Annotated in this window: 15 protein-coding genes; 8 read left to right on the top strand and 7 right to left on the bottom strand. The window is 61.2% G+C overall.

Features of this window, described 5'->3' with window-relative positions; translation table 11 throughout:
* Nucleotides 1-45: 45 nt before the first annotated feature.
* Entirely contained in the window at nt 46-831 is a 786-nt protein-coding gene (gene rlmJ, locus ACR0CA_RS16035) for a 23S rRNA (adenine(2030)-N(6))-methyltransferase RlmJ (protein ID WP_170772444.1), read from the bottom strand.
* A 155-nt stretch (nt 832-986) separates the two neighbouring features.
* Here rlmJ and ACR0CA_RS16030 point away from each other — a divergent pair, with 155 nt between their 5' ends.
* Genes ACR0CA_RS16030 through ACR0CA_RS16005 form a run of 6 tightly spaced genes read left to right on the top strand, consistent with a single transcriptional unit; the run spans nt 987 to nt 7,551 of the window.
* The gene (locus tag ACR0CA_RS16030) at nt 987-2,033 is read left to right on the top strand and encodes a rod shape-determining protein (protein WP_039523195.1); all 1,047 of its coding nucleotides are present in this window, start codon (nt 987-989) and stop codon (nt 2,031-2,033) included.
* A gap of 56 nt (nt 2,034-2,089) precedes the next feature.
* Nucleotides 2,090-2,992 carry a rod shape-determining protein MreC gene (gene mreC / locus ACR0CA_RS16025; RefSeq protein WP_170784818.1) on the top strand — a complete coding sequence of 301 codons (903 nt, stop codon included), beginning with the start codon at nt 2,090-2,092 and terminating at the stop codon, nt 2,990-2,992.
* Entirely contained in the window at nt 2,985-3,521 is a 537-nt protein-coding gene (locus ACR0CA_RS16020; protein WP_170784820.1) for a rod shape-determining protein MreD, read from the top strand. Before mreC ends, ACR0CA_RS16020 begins: the two co-directional genes overlap by 8 nt.
* Nucleotides 3,518-5,467, top strand: coding sequence for a penicillin-binding protein 2 (gene mrdA / locus ACR0CA_RS16015; RefSeq protein ID WP_170772450.1), 1,950 nt, complete (start codon nt 3,518-3,520; stop codon nt 5,465-5,467). Before ACR0CA_RS16020 ends, mrdA begins: the two co-directional genes overlap by 4 nt.
* Nucleotides 5,464-6,603: a rod shape-determining protein RodA gene (gene rodA / locus ACR0CA_RS16010; protein ID WP_480900191.1), complete on the top strand. Its 1,140-nt coding sequence runs from the start codon at nt 5,464-5,466 to the stop codon at nt 6,601-6,603. Before mrdA ends, rodA begins: the two co-directional genes overlap by 4 nt.
* A gap of 15 nt (nt 6,604-6,618) precedes the next feature.
* Nucleotides 6,619-7,551, top strand: coding sequence for a 2-hydroxyacid dehydrogenase (locus tag ACR0CA_RS16005; RefSeq protein WP_480900189.1), 933 nt, complete (start codon nt 6,619-6,621; stop codon nt 7,549-7,551).
* Here ACR0CA_RS16005 and ACR0CA_RS16000 read toward each other — a convergent pair.
* The 6 genes from ACR0CA_RS16000 to ACR0CA_RS15975 all read right to left on the bottom strand — a co-directional run bounded on the left by ACR0CA_RS16000 (nt 7,540) and on the right by ACR0CA_RS15975 (nt 14,069).
* Complete coding sequence (locus ACR0CA_RS16000; RefSeq protein WP_480900187.1) at nt 7,540-9,552, bottom strand: M3 family metallopeptidase; 2,013 nt, start codon at nt 9,550-9,552, stop codon at nt 7,540-7,542. The two genes, ACR0CA_RS16005 and ACR0CA_RS16000, sit on opposite strands and share 12 nt — an antisense overlap.
* 58 nt (nt 9,553-9,610) lie before the next feature.
* Nucleotides 9,611-10,648 (bottom strand): HesA/MoeB/ThiF family protein, encoded by a 1,038-nt coding sequence (locus ACR0CA_RS15995; RefSeq protein ID WP_480900185.1) that lies wholly within the window; start codon nt 10,646-10,648, stop codon nt 9,611-9,613.
* Nucleotides 10,648-11,103 carry a dUTP diphosphatase gene (dut, locus tag ACR0CA_RS15990; protein WP_170789758.1) on the bottom strand — a complete coding sequence of 152 codons (456 nt, stop codon included), beginning with the start codon at nt 11,101-11,103 and terminating at the stop codon, nt 10,648-10,650. Before dut ends, ACR0CA_RS15995 begins: the two co-directional genes overlap by 1 nt.
* Before the next feature lie 15 nt (nt 11,104-11,118).
* Nucleotides 11,119-12,315, bottom strand: a complete 1,197-nt coding sequence (gene coaBC, locus ACR0CA_RS15985; RefSeq protein ID WP_480900183.1) for a bifunctional phosphopantothenoylcysteine decarboxylase/phosphopantothenate--cysteine ligase CoaBC — start codon at nt 12,313-12,315, stop codon at nt 11,119-11,121.
* A 63-nt stretch (nt 12,316-12,378) separates the two neighbouring features.
* On the bottom strand, nt 12,379-13,194 hold the full coding sequence (locus ACR0CA_RS15980) for a ChaN family lipoprotein (RefSeq protein WP_480900181.1): 816 nt from the start codon (nt 13,192-13,194) through the stop codon (nt 12,379-12,381).
* Nucleotides 13,191-14,069, bottom strand: a complete 879-nt coding sequence (locus ACR0CA_RS15975; protein ID WP_170772462.1) for an RNA polymerase factor sigma-32 — start codon at nt 14,067-14,069, stop codon at nt 13,191-13,193. Before ACR0CA_RS15975 ends, ACR0CA_RS15980 begins: the two co-directional genes overlap by 4 nt.
* A gap of 49 nt (nt 14,070-14,118) precedes the next feature.
* Here ACR0CA_RS15975 and cobU point away from each other — a divergent pair, with 49 nt between their 5' ends.
* On the top strand, nt 14,119-14,691 hold the full coding sequence (gene cobU, locus ACR0CA_RS15970) for a bifunctional adenosylcobinamide kinase/adenosylcobinamide-phosphate guanylyltransferase (protein ID WP_480900178.1): 573 nt from the start codon (nt 14,119-14,121) through the stop codon (nt 14,689-14,691).
* Nucleotides 14,688-15,266, top strand: a complete 579-nt coding sequence (locus tag ACR0CA_RS15965; protein WP_480504528.1) for a histidine phosphatase family protein — start codon at nt 14,688-14,690, stop codon at nt 15,264-15,266. The genes cobU and ACR0CA_RS15965 overlap by 4 nt, the downstream gene beginning before the upstream one ends.
* Nucleotides 15,267-15,320 lie beyond the last annotated feature (54 nt).

Below are 15,320 nucleotides of genomic sequence, written 5' to 3'. Positions count from 1 at the left end.
GATTGACGGCATCTTTGATGCTGGCAATCGGGGCGGGAGGGCTTTCTACAACCGCTCAAACAAGGTGGATAGGCGCATAAACTCGTCCTGAATGCCAAACGGTGCGTTCACAATGAACATTCCCGACCCGATCATACGATGCCCCTCGCGCGCGGCTGGAAAGCGCACCTCGTGGCATGCTGCTTTGGGCAGGGTTTGCGCCCGCAGCGCCGCAATCATCGGCTTGTGTCGCCCATCGGTCAAGATCGGATACCACAACGCGATGACCCCAACATTCCACTTTCGGTGCACCTTGGAAATGAACCCCGGCAGGCGGTCATATTCCGATTTCACCTCATAGCTTGGATCGATCAGCAGCAAACCCCGCCGAGGGGTAGGCGGCAGCAATGAATGCGCCAGCGCATAGCCGTCCTGCTTGTAGACCTTCGCTCCGAACCGCGAAACGGCCAGTGAGAGCGCCTCATATTCCTGCGGATGCAGTTCAGCCAGATGCAAACTGTCGTGATCACGCAGCAAATTGCCCGCAATCAGGGGCGATCCCGCATATGCTTGCGCCCCGTGCGTTGCCTGAACGCTGGTCAACGCCTTCGACAAAGGATGATCAGCACCAAACCACCCGTCACGCCGCGCGCGCTCAATTCCTGCAGCGGCCTCGCCGGTGCGGACCGCTTCAGCAGCGTCCAGCTTGTACAAACCCCGCCCCGAATGAGTCTCGACATAGGTCAGGGGTTTGTCCTTGCGCGCCAGATAATCCAGCATCCACGCCAGCAAAGCGTGCTTTTGCACGTCAGCCAGATTTCCAGCATGGTAAATATGTTGATATGAGAGCATGTTGCCTTCTAAAGTCCCTATCAATAAGGCGGAAAGGTGCTGATTGACGCGGAATCAGCCCTTTTACCGGGCGAGATGGCACCCTATAAGACATCCGTCCCGGAACCGTCGAGTCGCGGGCAGTGGTAATTTTGACGAACGGGATCATTAAAAGCATGGGAATCTTTGGCAATCTGGGCGGCTTGTTCACAGCGGACATGGCCATCGACCTTGGGACGGCGAACACGCTGGTTTATGTCAAAGGGCGCGGTGTGATCCTGTCGGAGCCTTCGGTTGTCGCCTATCACGTCAAGGACGGTGTCAAAAAGGTGCTGGCCGTCGGCGAGGACGCCAAGCTGATGCTGGGCCGAACCCCCGGTTCGATCGAGGCGATCCGTCCGATGCGTGAAGGCGTGATTGCTGATTTCGACACTGCCGAGGAAATGATCAAGCACTTCATCCGCAAGGTGCATAAACGGTCTACCTTCTCGAAGCCCAAGATCATCGTCTGCGTCCCACACGGTGCGACCCCCGTAGAAAAGCGTGCGATCCGTCAGTCGGTTCTGTCGGCAGGTGCGCGCCGCGCGGGCCTGATTGCCGAACCGATTGCAGCCGCCATTGGTGCAGGCATGCCGATCACCGACCCGACCGGCAACATGGTCGTTGATATCGGCGGCGGCACCACCGAGGTTGCGGTTCTGTCGCTGGGCGACATCGTCTATGCGCGCTCGGTCCGCGTGGGCGGAGACCGAATGGATGAGGCGATCATCTCGTATCTGCGCCGTCAGCAGAACCTTCTCGTGGGCGAATCCACCGCTGAACGCATTAAGACCACCATCGGCACTGCCCGGATGCCTGACGACGGTCGTGGCCAGTCGATGCATATCCGGGGCCGTGACCTGCTTAACGGCGTACCCAAAGAGATTGAGATCAGCCAGGCTCAGGTCGCCGAGGCTCTGTCGGAACCCGTCCAACAGATTTGCGAGGCGGTAATGACAGCATTGGAAACCACACCGCCCGATCTGGCCGCCGACATCGTGGACCGGGGCGTGATGCTGACCGGCGGCGGCGCGCTGCTGGGCGATCTGGACCTTGCCCTGCGCGAACAGACTGGTCTGGCTGTGTCGATTGCCGATGAAAGCCTGAATTGTGTGGCTTTGGGCACCGGCAAAGCGCTGGAATATGAAAAACAACTGCGCCACGCGATTGACTACGAAAGCTAAGGCGCGCACCCTTTCGGGGTGAAAACTCGGGCAAGAGCAGCACGGGAAGGTAACCTGTGGCAAACGACCGATCACAGCGCGATGAATACACGGCCCCTCTGCGCCGCCTGCTGTTGGGGATCGTGGTGCTTTGCCTGCTGGGAATCTTTCTGGTCTGGCGCATTGACAGCCCTCGGGTCGAGCGGTTTCGCGCGCAGGTGGTGGACCGCGTGGTGCCGTCGATGGAATGGGCGATGGTGCCAGTCACCGCAGTTGTAAACCTTGTCCGCGATTTCCAAAGCTATCAGCGGCTGAGCGCACAGAACCAGGAGCTGCGCAGCGAATTGCGCCTGATGCGGGCCTGGAAAGAGGCCGCGCTACAGCTTGAACAGGAAAACGCGCGCCTGCTGGACCTTAACAATGTGCGGCTTGACCCGCGCTTGACCTATATTACCGGGGTTGTGATGGCCGATAGCGGCTCGCCCTTCAGGCAATCGGTGTTGCTGAATGTGGGCGAACGGGACGGCATCATGGATGGCTGGGCCACGATGGACGGGATCGGCGTCGTCGGACGCATTTCCGGAGTCGGCCCCGATACAGCGCGGGTCATTCTGCTGACTGATGCGTCAAGCGCCATTCCGGCGACGATCCAGCCTTCGGGTCAAACCGCGCTGATCACCGGCGACAATACGCCTTCGCCCGCTGTGGAATTCCTGGAAAACCGCGAGCTTGTACGACCGGGTGATCGGGTCGTGACCTCGGGCGATGGCGGGGTGTTTCCTGGCGGCCTGCTGATCGGACAGATCGCCGCCGACCCCGGTGGGCGCCTACGTGTGCGCCTGTCCGCCGATTTCGAGCGACTGGAATTTTTGCGCGTGCTGCGCTTCCATTCGGCTCCACGTATCGAAGATTCCGGCGATGTCGTCGGCCCCAGACGCCCCGAAGCCGCCCTGACCCCATCGGAGGTCGGCGATGGATAGTCAGACTTCGCAGCTTTGGGCCAAACGCGGCTTGTATCTGTTTCTGGCCCTTCTGATCCTGTTTTTTCATCTGCTGCCACTGAATGCGCGGCCAGATCGCTGGCCCTTTCCTGATCTGATCATTGCGCTGACATTCGCCTGGGTGTTGCGGCGTCCCGAGTTTGTGCCCATCCCTCTGATCGCGGTGGTGATGTTGCTGGCCGATCTGCTGCTGCAACGTCCTCCGGGTCTGCTGGCCGCGCTGGTTGTGATGGGCGCGTCCTATCTGCGCAACGCTGCACCCGGCTTACGTGACGCCGGGTTCATGGGCGAATGGACCAGCGCCGCCGTCGTCATCACGGCTGTTTTTGCCCTCAACCGCGTCATTCTTGCTATTCTGTCCGTGCAACAGGCAGCATTGGGTCCGGTCGTGATACAAGTGGTTCTGACGATTGCGGTTTATCCGCTGATTGTTCTGCTCAGCCAGAGCGGATTCGGTGTGCGGCGGGTTTCGACCTCGGAGTCCGGCGCAGTAGGAGCCCGCCCATGAAGCCACGCAAACAGAAATCGCAGGGTTTGGCCTATAAAAGACTGCCCCGTCGCGCATTTGTTCTTGGCGGATTGCAGGCCGTGTTTATTGGCGGTCTGGCCGCACGGATGCGGTATATGCAGGTGGATCAAGCGGATGAATACCGCCTGCTGGCCGAAGAAAACCGCATCAACATCCGCCTGATCCCACCGACACGCGGTCGGATTTACGACCGCAACGGGCAGATCATCGGGCAGAACTCACCCTCTTACCGGATCGTGATGGTGCGCGAGGATGCGGGCGACGTAGACGCCGTTATCGCCAGACTGTCTGACCTGATCCCGCTGACCGATGATGAGATCGAGCGCGCCAAGACCGAGATGCGCCGCTCGGCCCCGTTCCTGCCGGTCACGCTGGCCGATCAGGTCACGTGGGAAGATATCTCGAAAGTCGCCGTCAACGCCCCCGCCCTGCCCGGTGTCACGCCCGAGGTCGGCATGACACGGCAATATCCCAGATACGAAGATTTCGCCCATGTCGTTGGCTATGTCGGCCCGGTCAGCGACTATGACCTCAGCCAGATCGAAGACCCCGAACCCGTGCTGCGCATACCTCGGTTCCAGATCGGCAAGGTCGGGCTAGAGGCCAAACAGGAAATCAGCCTGCGGGGTAAGGCCGGGGCCAAACGAGTCGAGGTCAACGCCACTGGCCGCGTCATGCGCGAGCTTGACCGGCAGGAAGGTACCGCCGGGGCCGATCTGCAACTGTCTGTCGATGCCGATCTGCAGCAATACGCGCAGGCACGTCTGGCGGGCGAAAGCGCCGCTGCGGTCGTGATCGACTGCGAAACCGGCGATATCCGGGCGATAAGTTCAGCCCCCAGTTTTGATCCCAACCTGTTCGTGCGCGGCATCTCGGTCGCGGATTACCGGACCCTGACGCAGGACAATTACCGCCCGCTGGCCAACAAGACCGTGCAGGGCACCTACCCGCCGGGATCGACCTTCAAGATGATCACCGCCATGGCCGCGTTGGAGGCCGGAGTGATCGGACCATCGAACACCGTCTATTGCCCTGGCCACCTGAAGGTTGGCAGCCGCCGGTTCCATTGCTGGAAACGCGGCGGGCATGGCACAGTCGATCTGGAAACCTCGCTCAAACGCAGTTGCGATGTCTATTACTATGACGTGGCCCTGCGCACGGGGATCGACAAAATCTCGGACATGGCACGGACTTTTGGGCTGGGCATCAAGCATGACATACCGATGTCCGCCGTGGCCGCCGGGCTGGCGCCCAATCAAGACTGGAAGCGGCGTGTGCATGGGCAGGAATGGCTGGTGGGTGACACGGCCAATGCCTCGATCGGTCAAGGGTTCATGCTGGCCTCGCCGCTGCAACTGGCCGTGATGACCGCACGGATTGCGACCGGGCGATCTGTCTCGCCGCGGCTTGTTCGGTCGATGAACGGGGTCGAGCAACCCTCGGGCGCAGGTGAGCCGCTGGACGTCAACCCGCGTAATCTGGAACAAGTTCGGCAGGCGATGTGGACGGTATCGAATGACCGGCGCGGTACAGCTTATCGCAGCCGCATCATAGCCGATGATTTCCGAATGGCGGGCAAAACCGGCACCAGCCAGGTGCGCAACATCACTAAGGCCGAACGTGCCGCCGGCGTCATCCGCAACGAAGACCTGCCGTGGGAGCGCCGAGACCATGCTCTTTTCGTCAGCTTCGCGCCCTATGACAAGCCGAAATACGCGATTGCCGTGGTGGTGGAACATGGCGGCGGCGGGTCGAAAGCTGCAGCCCCTGTGGCGCGGGATATCATGTTACAGGCGCTCTATAATGGGACGCCGCCATTGGACGCCTATCCGGTGGCCGACCGCGACCGGATCAAGGAGCTGCAAAAGAAGCTTGAAGGCGATCGCCGCCCCAAAGCGCGCCCGTCCGAAAAGGACCGCGCATGAGCTATCTTGAGTATACGGTCAAATCCACGCCCTCGGGGTTCCGCAAGTTCTTGTATATGAACTGGCCCCTGACCCTGCTGTTGATCAGCGTGGCCAGCGCCGGGTTCCTGATGCTGTTTTCGGTTGCAGGCGGGTCATGGACCCCTTGGGCCGAACCGCAGATGGAGCGGTTCGGGCTGGGCCTGACGGTGATGTTCATCATCGCGCTTGTCCCCATCTGGTTCTGGCGCAACATGTCGGTTGTGGCCTATCTGGGCTCGATAGGCCTGCTGATCGTGGTCGAGCTGTTTGGGACGATTGGCATGGGCGCACAGCGCTGGATCGACCTTGGCTTCATGCGCCTGCAACCGTCCGAGGTGATGAAGGTCGCCCTTGTGATGGTGCTGGCCGCCTATTACGACTGGCTGCCCTCGCACAAAACCTCGCGCCCGCTATGGGTGATCCTTCCGGTGATCCTGATCCTGATCCCGGTGTTTTTCGTGCTCAAACAACCCGACTTGGGCACCTCGATCCTGTTGCTGGCCGCAGGGGGTGGGATGATGTTTCTGGCTGGGGTCCACTGGGCCTATTTCGCCGCTGTCATCGCCGCCGTGGTCGGGCTGATCGCAACCGTTTTCAACAGCCGCGGAACCGAGTGGCAGTTGCTCAAGGACTACCAATTCCGCCGGATTGATACCTTTCTAGACCCCTCCACCGACCCGCTGGGCGCGGGCTATCACATTACTCAGTCCAAAATCGCGCTGGGATCAGGTGGTTGGAACGGGCGCGGCTTCATGCAGGGCACGCAATCGCGGCTGAACTTCCTGCCGGAAAAACACACCGATTTCATCTTCACCACATTGGCCGAGGAGTTCGGCTTTGTCGGTGGCATTACCCTGTTGATCCTTTATGGCCTGATCATCGTGTTCTGTCTGGTGACGGCGTTGTCGACCAAGGACCGGTTTTCGTCGCTGGTGACGCTGGGCATCGCGCTGAACTTCTTCCTGTTCTTCGCGGTGAACATGTCGATGGTGATGGGACTGGCCCCGGTCGTGGGTGTGCCCCTGCCAATGGTCAGCTATGGCGGCTCGGCCATGCTTGTCCTGATGGCGGCCTTCGGTATTGTGCAAAGCGCGCATATCCATCGTCCTCGCTGATTTGAAAGGCCCCCGATGCCCGTGAAAGTCCTGTTTTCCGCGCGCCCCGAATTGTGGCCCGTGTATGAACCCCTCTTGTCAGACGGCTTGACCAATGCGGGGGTGGATGCGGCAATCGGAACGCAGATGGACCCGGATCACGTCGATTACGTGGTCTATGCGCCAAACGGTGGGCTATTGGACTTCACGCCGTATTCGCGGCTGAAGGCCGTGCTCAGCCTGTGGGCCGGGGTCGAAAGCATCGCAGATAACGCGACCCTAACCGTTCCCCTCGCTAGAATGGTGGATTTCGGCCTGACGCAAGGCATGACCGAATGGGTGGTCGGCCACGTGCTGCGATACCATCTTGGAATGGACCGCCATATCACTGTTCAGGACGGCACATGGATACCCGAGGCCCCACCGCTGGCCCCTGAACGCACCGTCTGCATACTGGGCCTTGGCATGTTGGGCGAGGCATCCGCGCGGGCACTTGCTGTATTGGGTTTCAACGTCACGGGCTGGAGTCGGTCGCCCAAGGACATCCCCGGTGTCACCTGCCTCCACGGCGAAGACGGGCTACGCGCGGCGCTGACCACAGCTGAAATCGTCGTTCTGCTGCTGCCCGACACACCGGCGACCGAGAACCTGTTGAACGCGGAAACACTCGCCCTGCTGCCTAAGGGCGCATGTCTGATCAATCCGGGCCGAGGCCCTCTCATCGACGACAGCGCTCTGCTGGATGCGCTGAACGCCGGACAAATCGGCCACGCCACGCTGGACGTGTTCCGGGTTGAACCCTTGCCAATCGACCACCCTTATTGGGCGCATCCGAACGTGACGGTCACGCCGCATATCGCCTCGGAAACGCGGCCAGTGACAGCCGCGCAGGTGATCGTTGAAAACATTCGACGCGGTGAGGCGGGTGAACCCTACCTGCACCTCGTCGACCGCGCTTTAGGCTACTAGCCCGCGCCCTTTCAGCAAAGCCTCAACCCCCGGCAACCGGCCCCGGAAGGCCAGATACAGGTCTTCGGCCTCGCGCGAGCCACCGGTGGACAGGATGTTTTCCTCCAGCGCCTTGGCGCGGGCGGGGTCAAATGCGCCTCCAGCCTCTTCAAAGGCGGCGAAGGCGTCGGCGTCCATGACCTCGGACCACATATAGCTGTAATAGCCCGAGCTATAGCCGTCGCCGGCAAACACATGCGCGAAATGCGGGGTGGCGTGACGCATTCCGATGGCCGGGGGCATTCCCAGACCCTCCAGCACCTTTGCCTGTTTCGCCATCGGATCGGCGGGGGCCGCGCCATCGTGGAATTCCAGATCGACCAGCGCCGAGGCGACATATTCGACCGTCTGATACCCCTGATCGAAATTGGCGGCCTTTAGCACCTTGTCCAGCATGTCTTGCGGCATCGGCGCGCCGGTTTCGGCATGGGTGGCGAACTCGGCCAGAACTTCGGGCACTTCCAACCAGTGTTCGTAAAGCTGGCTGGGCAGTTCTACGAAATCGCGCGCGACAGACGTACCCGATATGCTTTCATAAGTCACATCCGACAGCATCTGATGCAGCGCATGCCCGAATTCATGAAATAGCGTCCGGGCGTCATCATAAGACAGCAGCGCCGGATCGGCCTTTGCAAAGTTGCAGACATTGATCACGACCGGAGCCTGCGCCTTGGGAAACTTGGCCTGCGACCGCATCGCGCTGCACCAAGCGCCGGATCGCTTGGAGCCCCGCGCGAAGTAATCCCCGATGAACACCGCGATATGCTGACCATTGCGCGTGACCTCCCAAGCGCGGCAATCGGGGTGGTAGAGCGGCACGTCCAGCGGCCCGAACTCCAACCCGAACAAGCGGTTGGCACAGGCAAAGGCGGCCTCGATCATCCGGTCCAGCTGCAGGTAGGGTTTCAGCGCCGCCTCATCCAGATCATGCTCGGCCTTGCGGCGTTTCTCGGCGTAGTAGCGCCAATCCCACGCGGCCAGTGGGCCATTGACCCCATCCGCCTGCATCATCTGCGTCAGAATCTCGGCGTCCGCATCGGCGCGGGCCTTGGCGGGTTCCCAGACCTGCATCAGCAGGTCACGCACCTTGTCCGGCGTGCGGGCCATCTCGGTTTCCAGCTTGTAGGCCGCGAAATTGTCATAGCCCAGAAGCTTGGCGCGCTCTTCGCGAAGGCTGAGGATTTCGGCGGCATTTTCGCGGTTATCCGTCTTGCCCCCATTCGCGCCACGCGCAGTCCAGGCCTTATAAGCCACCTCGCGCAGATCGCGGCGGGGCGAGAATTGCAGGAATGGGACGATGATCGAGCGGGACAGGGTGACAACGGGACCATCTACACCCTTTTCCTGCCCGGCAGCGCGGGCCGCATCCACGACGAAATCTGGTAGACCTTCCAGATCATCCTCGGACAGGTCCATGAACCACTCACGCTCATCCGCCAGCAGGTTCTGGGTAAAGGATGTACCCAGCGAGGCCAGCCGCGCCTTGATTTCCTGCATCCGCGCGTCTGCATCCCCGGTCAGCGCCGCGCCTGCGCGAACGAAGCCACGATGGGTCAACATCAACACCCGCGCCTGTTCGTCCGTCAGGCCCAGATCATCCTTGCGCGCCCACAGATCGGCCACCCGCTGAAACAACGCCTTGTTCGACGAAATGCCTGAGAAATGCGCCGCTAGTTTGGGCGAGAAGTCACGCTGCAGCTCTTCTCGCGCCGGGTTGCTGTCAGCCCCGGCCACAGTGAAGAAGACGGACAGGACCTTGTCCAATTGCTCACCCGCAGCCTCAAGCGCCTCAACCGTATTGGCAAAGCTGGGCGCGTCGGGGTTGTCCGCGATGGCGGCGGTCTGCGCGTTATGCGCCTGCAAGGCCGCATCCAGCGCGGGCGCGAAATCGGTGTCGGCAATCGTGTCGAAGGGCGCGATTTCAAACGGTGTGGTCCAGTCGGACAGGATCGGGTTGGTCATGAAACTCTCCTTTGAGCACAACCTAGGAACACAAGGGGGCATGATCCAGTGCGCGCGCTCACTTACCGCAAATCGGACAATCGGCGCGGCGCGACAGGGTGATCTTGCGGCTTTCCCCATAAAGCGCGTCATAGATCAGCATCTCACCGCGCAGAGCCTGCCCAGCCCCGGTGATCACCTTTATCGCTTCCACCGCCATCATCGAGCCCACAACGCCGGGCAGAGGGCCAATCACGCCAGCCTCGGCGCAGGAAGGCGCCAGCCCTGGGGCCGGAGCCTCTGGGAATATACACTGATAGCAAGGGGCATCATGGGCGGGATCAAAGACGCTCAACTGCCCTTCCCATTGCGACAGAGCACCCGAGATCAGCGGCTTGCCCAGCGCAACCGCCGTGCGGTTGGCCAGATAGCGAGTGTCGAAATTGTCAGTGCCATCGAGGATCAGATCGAAATCGGCAAACAAATCCTGCGCGATCTCATCAGTCAGACGGCGGTGGTAAGGCAGCACGATCACATTAGGGTTTTGCGCCTGCATGGCCTGCTGCGCCGAGAAAACCTTGGGCATCCCGATATCCGCGTCGCGGTGTATGACCTGACGTTGCAGATTGGCATTTTCGACCTCGTCATCGTCGATAACACCGATGGTCCCAACCCCGGCGGCAGCCAGATATTGCAGCGCTGGCGCGCCCAGCCCCCCGGCACCGATAACCAGCACACGGGCCTGTTTCATCTTTTTCTGACCCGGCCCACCCAGTTCCCGCAACACGATATGGCGGGCATAACGTTCCAGCTCGGTTTCAGAGAATTGGTCGGATGGCATGGCGGACTCCTTCGTGGTGGGCGTCGCGCGGTTGCGTAACGCTTTCAGCACCCTTCCATAAACCAGAACCAGAACCGCGAAACCAGCCAGGATCAGCCACATCGCCGCAGAGCCGCCAGTCGCCTGACGCAAGGGGTGCCCGTCCGGTAGAACCAGCTGCGCCGTGATCACGCCCAACAGCAACACCCCGACGGATGTCATCCGCGCGGTGCGCGACACGCCAGCCAGATAGCCAACGCCCCACAGCCCGGCAGCCAGAATGAAAACCAACAGCATCAGCCGCGCCCGGTCGAGCCGAACCCACCCGCGCCGCGTTCGGTGTCGCTGAGTGTATCGGTAGACTCAAACGTGGCCTGAACGACCGGGGCCACGACAAGCTGCGCAATGCGTTCGCCGTGGGTGATCTCGAACACCTCCTGCCCGGCATTCAGCACGATCACACCCAGCGGGCCGCGATAATCGCTGTCGATCGTACCCGGCGTGTTGGGTAGCGTGATCCCATGTTTCAACGCCAGCCCGGACCTTGGACGCACCTGCACCTCATAGCCATTCGGGATTTCGATCCGCAGGCCGGTGGGAACCAAGGCGCGCTGTCCGGGGTCCAGCGTTATCGACGCTCCATCCGGTAGGTTGGCTCGAACATCCGCGCCCGCCGCACCAGTGGTTTCGTAGGACGGCAACGGTACTGAGGGGTCAGAGCCGTCCTCGCGGATCACGCGAATTGCAACCATCTTGTTTCCTTTCCCTCACGCGGTCAGCGCGTCGGCGATCTTGCGCGCCAACTGCTCGGCCACAGCGTCCTTGCTCATACGTGGCCATTTTTCGGCCCCTGCGTCCGAAATCAACGTGACCGCATTCTCGGACCCGCCCATGATGCCGGTGGCGGGACTGACATCATTGGCCACAATCCAGTCGCACCCCTTACGCGCGCGCTTCGCGGTGGCGTGTTCGATCACACTATCGGTCTCGGCGGCGAAGCCCACGACCAGCGCGGGGCGACCCGTTTCCAGATGCGAGACGCGTTTCAGAATGTCGGGGTTTTCCGCAAATTCCAGCGCGGGCAGGCCGTCGCGGGTTTTCTTCAGCTTCCGGTCCGAGGCGCTGGCCACCCGCCAATCCGCCACAGCCGCCGCAAACACGCCCGCATCCACGGGCAAGGCGGCGTCCACCGCATCCGACATCTGTTGCGCGGTCTCGACCGCAACCACCTGTACGCCTTGGGGCGGAGCCACATCCGCCGGGCCGGTGACAAACACCACCTCGGCCCCCAGCGCGGCGAGCGCCCTCGCCACCGCCGTTCCTTGCGCGCCCGAGGACCGGTTGGCGATATAGCGCACCGGATCGATGGGTTCATGGGTGGGGCCCGAAGTGACCAGAATACGCTTGCCCTGCAAGGGGCCGCCGCACAGATGCGCCTCGACCGCAGCAACGATTTCAAGCGGCTCGGACATACGACCTGGGCCGTATTCGCCACAGGCCATGTCGCCCTCGTTCGGGCCAACAAAGCGGACACCATCCGCCTGTAATTGCGCCAGATTGCGCTGCGTCGCTGGGTGATCCCACATCCGTACATTCATCGCAGGCGCGCAAAGAACCGGCGTGTCCGTCGCCATCAACAGGGTCGAGGCCATGTCGTTGGCCAGCCCGCTGGACATCTTGCCCATCAGATCGGCAGTGGCCGGGGCAACCACTACAAGATCGGCAGAGCGGGAGAGTTGGATATGGCCCATCTCGGCCTCATCGGTCAGATCGAAGAGATCGCGATAGACCTTCTCTCCGGCCAAAGCAGACACGGACAAAGGCGTCACGAATTCTTCAGCCGCGCGGGTCAGAACCGGGGTCACGGCCGCGCCGCGCTCGCGCAGGCGTCGGATCAGATCCAGCGATTTATAGGCCGCGATACCTCCGCCGATGATCAGCAGAATTCGTTTCGATGCCAGCATGTTCAGCCCTTCCCGTCCCGGTCGGCCCTGACATTAGGCAAGCAGGCCAAACAGTTCCAGCGGTTAATTCTGCGTCTGAAAGGCCAGACAGGGGTCTTCGCGTTCGACCGAAGGGCTGTCGATCACCGCGTCAAACTCGCCTGAGATCGCGCCATCCTCGGACTGCCCCAACACAAAGACTTTCAAACCAGGGCGCAGCCGGGACGTGAACGTCGGAATCCCGCGATCCTTGCGGGCATGCCCATTGCCGGTGATCACAGCAATCGGCCCGCCTGTTTCGTCATCGGCACGCAAGATCGAACGCGTCAGAACCGCGTCGCGCAAACGTTGGATGGCCACCATCTGAGGCAGCGCCTCTTGCGGGAGCGCATCGCAATGCGCCGCCAGTTGATCTGCCTCGCGTTCAGCCTGATCCGCAGCCGAAAGAGGCACGGTCAGCCCATAGCGCGCCGCATCCGCGCCCAGCGCCGTGGCAGCACCCCGTTCCATTGCAGCGCGCGCCGCCGCACGGGGAACCATCGCCCCATAGACCGGCGCATCGGTAGCCTGAAAGACCGGGTAATACATGCTGAGGGACGGCCACCCCATCTCGGCCCATTTCAGGATACGGTCCAATTCCTCGGGGTTGGTCGCAGCTTTCTGAGCCAGCCGTTGCGCGCCCTCTTCGGTGACCATTTCCCAGACCACAGCCGAGGGGTTGATGATCTCCAACGCCTCTTTTTGGACGATGTGATGCTGTGGGTTGTCGTGGATTTCACCCAAAATCACTACATCCGCCGCGCGCATTGCGTCGGCAACATCATCAGGAATCAGTCCATCGGCCCGGCATACACCGGCTGTAACTACAAGCGCACACAGCAGAATCGCAAACTGTCTCATGCGATGAAGTGTTGCACCTCGCGCGATTGCGCTTCAAGGTTCTTGCGCATTTTGACGAAAGCGGCGGCTTCTAGCTGACGCACACGCTCTTTCGACAGACCCAATTCCTGACCCAGGCTTTCCAATGTCCGCGCCGGTTCGCGCAATTTGCGTTCGCGCACGATGAACTGCTCACGATCGTTCAGGGATCGCATGGCAGTTACCAGCCATTCACGCAACTGCGCGGTGTCATGGCTGTTCTCGACGGTTTCGGCGGCCTGCTCGCGCTCATCCTCCAGCGCGTCGATCCACTCGCGCCCATCCTCATCCGCAGATTGCACCGCATTCAGCGAAAAATCTGATCCAGACAAACGACCTTCCATCATTTCGACATCACGAAGAGGAACACCGATTTCGGTAGCGATCATCTGATGAAGCTGGTGCCTGTCCAATTCCATTCCTTCAGTCGCGGCTTCACGTTCCAGACGAGCCTGCACTCGGCGCATATTGAAAAACAGTGACTTCTGCGACGATGTCGACCCGGTGCGCACCATCGACCAGTTGCGCATCACATAGTCCTGAATGCTGGCTTTGATCCACCAGACCGCATAGGTCGAGAACCGCACACCCCGGTCCGGGTCGAACTTGTCGGCGGCTTTCATCAGGCCCAAACCGGCCTCTTGAATCAAGTCATTCATCGGCGCGCCATAGCGTTTGAACTTGGCCGCCATAGAGATCGCCAGCCGCATATATGCGGTGATCAACCGATGCAGCGCCTTTTCATCGCGGTGGTCACGCCACGCATAGGCCAATTTCAATTCGGTCTCCGCGTCCAGCAATTCGGCCTTCATTGCCTGCCGTGACATCGAAAAATCGTTTGCGTTATCCAGTGCCATGGAAACCTCCCCTTTTCGCAGGCGCACCCCGGCCTTGCCTTGCCGACCTATGGTCGATACGCAGAACGAAACCGGGTGGATCACATGGAAGGTAAGAATAGTGTATCCGGATTTAACCTTTGTGATAGGCGGAGCTGCCTCGGGCAAGTCTGTATTTGCAGAACAACTTACTGTTTCAACAGAAAAAAGCCGCATTTATCTGGCGACATCACAAGTGTTTGATGACGAGATGCACAAAAAGGTGAAGCGGCATGTCGCCCAGCGGGGCGATGGCTGGACCACCATTGAGGCCCCGCTGGACCTGCGCCCGTCGCTGGCCACGCTGGACAAAAGCCAAGTTTGCCTGATCGACTGCGCCAGCATGTGGCTGACCAATCACCTACTGGCTGACAACGATCTGGATCAGGCGCAGGCGGACCTTTTGGATGCTCTGGCCGGATGTCGGGCCCCGGTCATCGTCGTCTCGAACGAGGTGGGCCAGGGCATTGTCCCCGACAACGCCCTTTCCCGCAGGTTCCGCGAGGCGCAGGGAAGGCTGAACATCGCGCTGGCGGCGCAGGCCGATCTGGTGGTGCAGGTCACGGTGGGCCTGCCCTTGGTTTTGAAAGGGCAGCTTCCATGACCCGGCTGCACCTTGTCCGCCATGGGCCGACCCATGCGAAAACCATGGTCGGCTGGTCCGACCTGCCCGCTGACCTCAGCGACACAGCGGCGCTCCAGCGCTTGCATGACCATCTGCCGTCTGATGCGGTTGTGATCTCGTCCGACCTGTCCCGCGCCGCCGATACGGCTTCGGCCATTCAGGGGATACGCACCCGCCTGCCCCACCACCCCGACCTGCGCGAGATCAATTTCGGCACTTGGGAGCTGCGTGGGTTCCGAGAGATTGAGGCCGAAGACCCTGACCTCGCCTTTGCTTATTGGGACAATCCCGGCGACGTGCGCCCCCCGGATGGCGAAAGCTGGAACGAGGTGCGCGCACGAGTGGATGCCGTGATCGACCGGCTGATGGCCGATCATACAGGGCACGATCTGGTCGTGGTGGTGCATTTCGGCGTGATCTTGACGCAGGTGCAGCGCGCGCTGGACGTGACCGCGCAAGAGGCGTTCAGCCACAAGATCGACAACCTCTCGGTCACGGAACTGACTCATCACGGGGATCGCTGGTCGGTCGGGCGGATCAATCACCTGGCGTGATGCACCTGCGCACAAATCACTGATTTACCGCCGCGTCATGCCGCGCCATTCTGT

This window comes from Ruegeria sp. F12 (assembly GCF_056533885.1).
The sequence above is the reverse complement of the archived record's forward strand: the minus strand, read 5'-3'. Positions and strand labels throughout refer to the sequence as shown.

Excerpts from the sequence above, each read along its gene's own strand:
- rlmJ (WP_170772444.1), bottom strand. The coding sequence starts at position 831 with ATGCTCTCATATCAACATATTTACCATGCTGGAAATCTGGCTGACGTG.
- ACR0CA_RS16030 (WP_039523195.1), top strand. The coding sequence starts at position 987 with ATGGGAATCTTTGGCAATCTGGGCGGCTTGTTCACAGCGGACATGGCC.
- ACR0CA_RS16020 (WP_170784820.1), top strand. The coding sequence starts at position 2,985 with ATGGATAGTCAGACTTCGCAGCTTTGGGCCAAACGCGGCTTGTATCTG.
- mrdA (WP_170772450.1), top strand. The coding sequence starts at position 3,518 with ATGAAGCCACGCAAACAGAAATCGCAGGGTTTGGCCTATAAAAGACTG.
- rodA (WP_480900191.1), top strand. The coding sequence starts at position 5,464 with ATGAGCTATCTTGAGTATACGGTCAAATCCACGCCCTCGGGGTTCCGC.
- ACR0CA_RS16005 (WP_480900189.1), top strand. The coding sequence starts at position 6,619 with ATGCCCGTGAAAGTCCTGTTTTCCGCGCGCCCCGAATTGTGGCCCGTG.
- ACR0CA_RS16000 (WP_480900187.1), bottom strand. The coding sequence starts at position 9,552 with ATGACCAACCCGATCCTGTCCGACTGGACCACACCGTTTGAAATCGCG.
- ACR0CA_RS15995 (WP_480900185.1), bottom strand. The coding sequence starts at position 10,648 with ATGCTGTTGGTTTTCATTCTGGCTGCCGGGCTGTGGGGCGTTGGCTAT.
- dut (WP_170789758.1), bottom strand. The coding sequence starts at position 11,103 with ATGGTTGCAATTCGCGTGATCCGCGAGGACGGCTCTGACCCCTCAGTA.
- coaBC (WP_480900183.1), bottom strand. The coding sequence starts at position 12,315 with ATGCTGGCATCGAAACGAATTCTGCTGATCATCGGCGGAGGTATCGCG.
- ACR0CA_RS15980 (WP_480900181.1), bottom strand. The coding sequence starts at position 13,194 with ATGAGACAGTTTGCGATTCTGCTGTGTGCGCTTGTAGTTACAGCCGGT.
- ACR0CA_RS15975 (WP_170772462.1), bottom strand. The coding sequence starts at position 14,069 with ATGGCACTGGATAACGCAAACGATTTTTCGATGTCACGGCAGGCAATG.
- cobU (WP_480900178.1), top strand. The coding sequence starts at position 14,119 with ATGGTCGATACGCAGAACGAAACCGGGTGGATCACATGGAAGGTAAGA.
- ACR0CA_RS15965 (WP_480504528.1), top strand. The coding sequence starts at position 14,688 with ATGACCCGGCTGCACCTTGTCCGCCATGGGCCGACCCATGCGAAAACC.